The organism is Bartonella sp. MR168JLCBS, from assembly GCF_042194175.1.
This window is the reverse complement of record NZ_JBHIMP010000167.1, coordinates 1-1,024: the sequence shown is the minus strand read 5'-3', so window position 1 is coordinate 1,024 and position 1,024 is coordinate 1. Positions and strand designations below refer to the sequence as shown.

The window sequence follows — 1,024 nt, the reverse complement described above, 5'->3', positions numbered from 1 at the left end:
TGATTTATTGCCAGAACTTCAAGGCCGTTTGCCCATCCGCGTAGAACTGAATCCTTTAACACGGGAAGATTTACGACGTATTCTGACCGAACCTGAAGCCAGTCTGATTAAGCAATATATTGCTTTAATGGCAATGGAGGAGGTTCGTTTAGAAATCACAGATGATGCGATTGACGCTCTAGCAGATATTGCGGTGGATTTAAATGCAAGGATTGAAAACATAGGGGCACGTCGTTTGCAAACGGTGATGGAGCGCGTTTTGGATGAGATTTCTTTTACTGCACCTGATAAAGCAGGGACATCGTTTAAAATTGACGCTGCTTATGTCAGACAATCTATAGGCGATCTTGCTGCTGATTTAGATCTTTCACGTTTCATTCTTTAGAGTGATCTCTTGTTTTTGTTTAACGGCGTGCTTCGATAATTTTGAAGCCGGAGGTTTGGTGTATCAATACCGTGCGAAAAAGGTTTTTTAACAAGGTTTCATAAGGCAGGTGGCGGTTAGCAACAAGAAGCAAATGACCACCTGGCTTTAGATATTTTGCGGCATTTATAATAAAATGCTGTCCTAATGAAACATCCGTAGTTTGTTGCGTATGAAATGGCGGATTTGAAATGATTGTATCATATAGATTTGTGATTGGTTCATGTAAAAGATCATGCCAATAAAAATGAACCGGAAGAGAAGCCTTTATATGCTTGAGGTGCTTTTTGGCTGCTTCTAAAGCATTGTAGTCGGCTTCATAGAGGTCGAGAGCAGTTAATTTTTCACTTCTTTCAAGTGCAGCGTGAGAAAGAAAGCCCCAGCCAGAACCAAAATCGGCAGTCTTTCCAGCAATAACTTTGGGCATATGCAGAGCAAGTGCAGCAGATCCTGGGTCAATACGACCATGAGAGAACATGCCAGAAGTGGTTTGAAATTTATTTTCAAAAGTAAGCGGTAGTGAGCGCAAATGTACAATGTTTTGTTTATCTATCTGTTGTGGAACTTGAATCCAGAAGACAAGACCATGATTTTTAGATA

General features: G+C 40.6%; 1 protein-coding gene and 1 pseudogene. One reads left to right on the top strand and one right to left on the bottom strand.

Annotated elements, in window-relative coordinates:
- A pseudogene (locus ACFIK8_RS10065) lies at positions 1–385 on the top strand (HslU--HslV peptidase ATPase subunit); the annotation flags it as partial.
- A gap of 19 nt (positions 386–404) precedes the next feature.
- On the opposite strand, the gene ACFIK8_RS10060 reads toward ACFIK8_RS10065, so the two are convergent.
- A partial coding sequence (locus tag ACFIK8_RS10060) for a class I SAM-dependent methyltransferase (RefSeq protein ID WP_375669341.1) occupies positions 405–1,024 on the bottom strand: 620 nt, incomplete at its 5' end.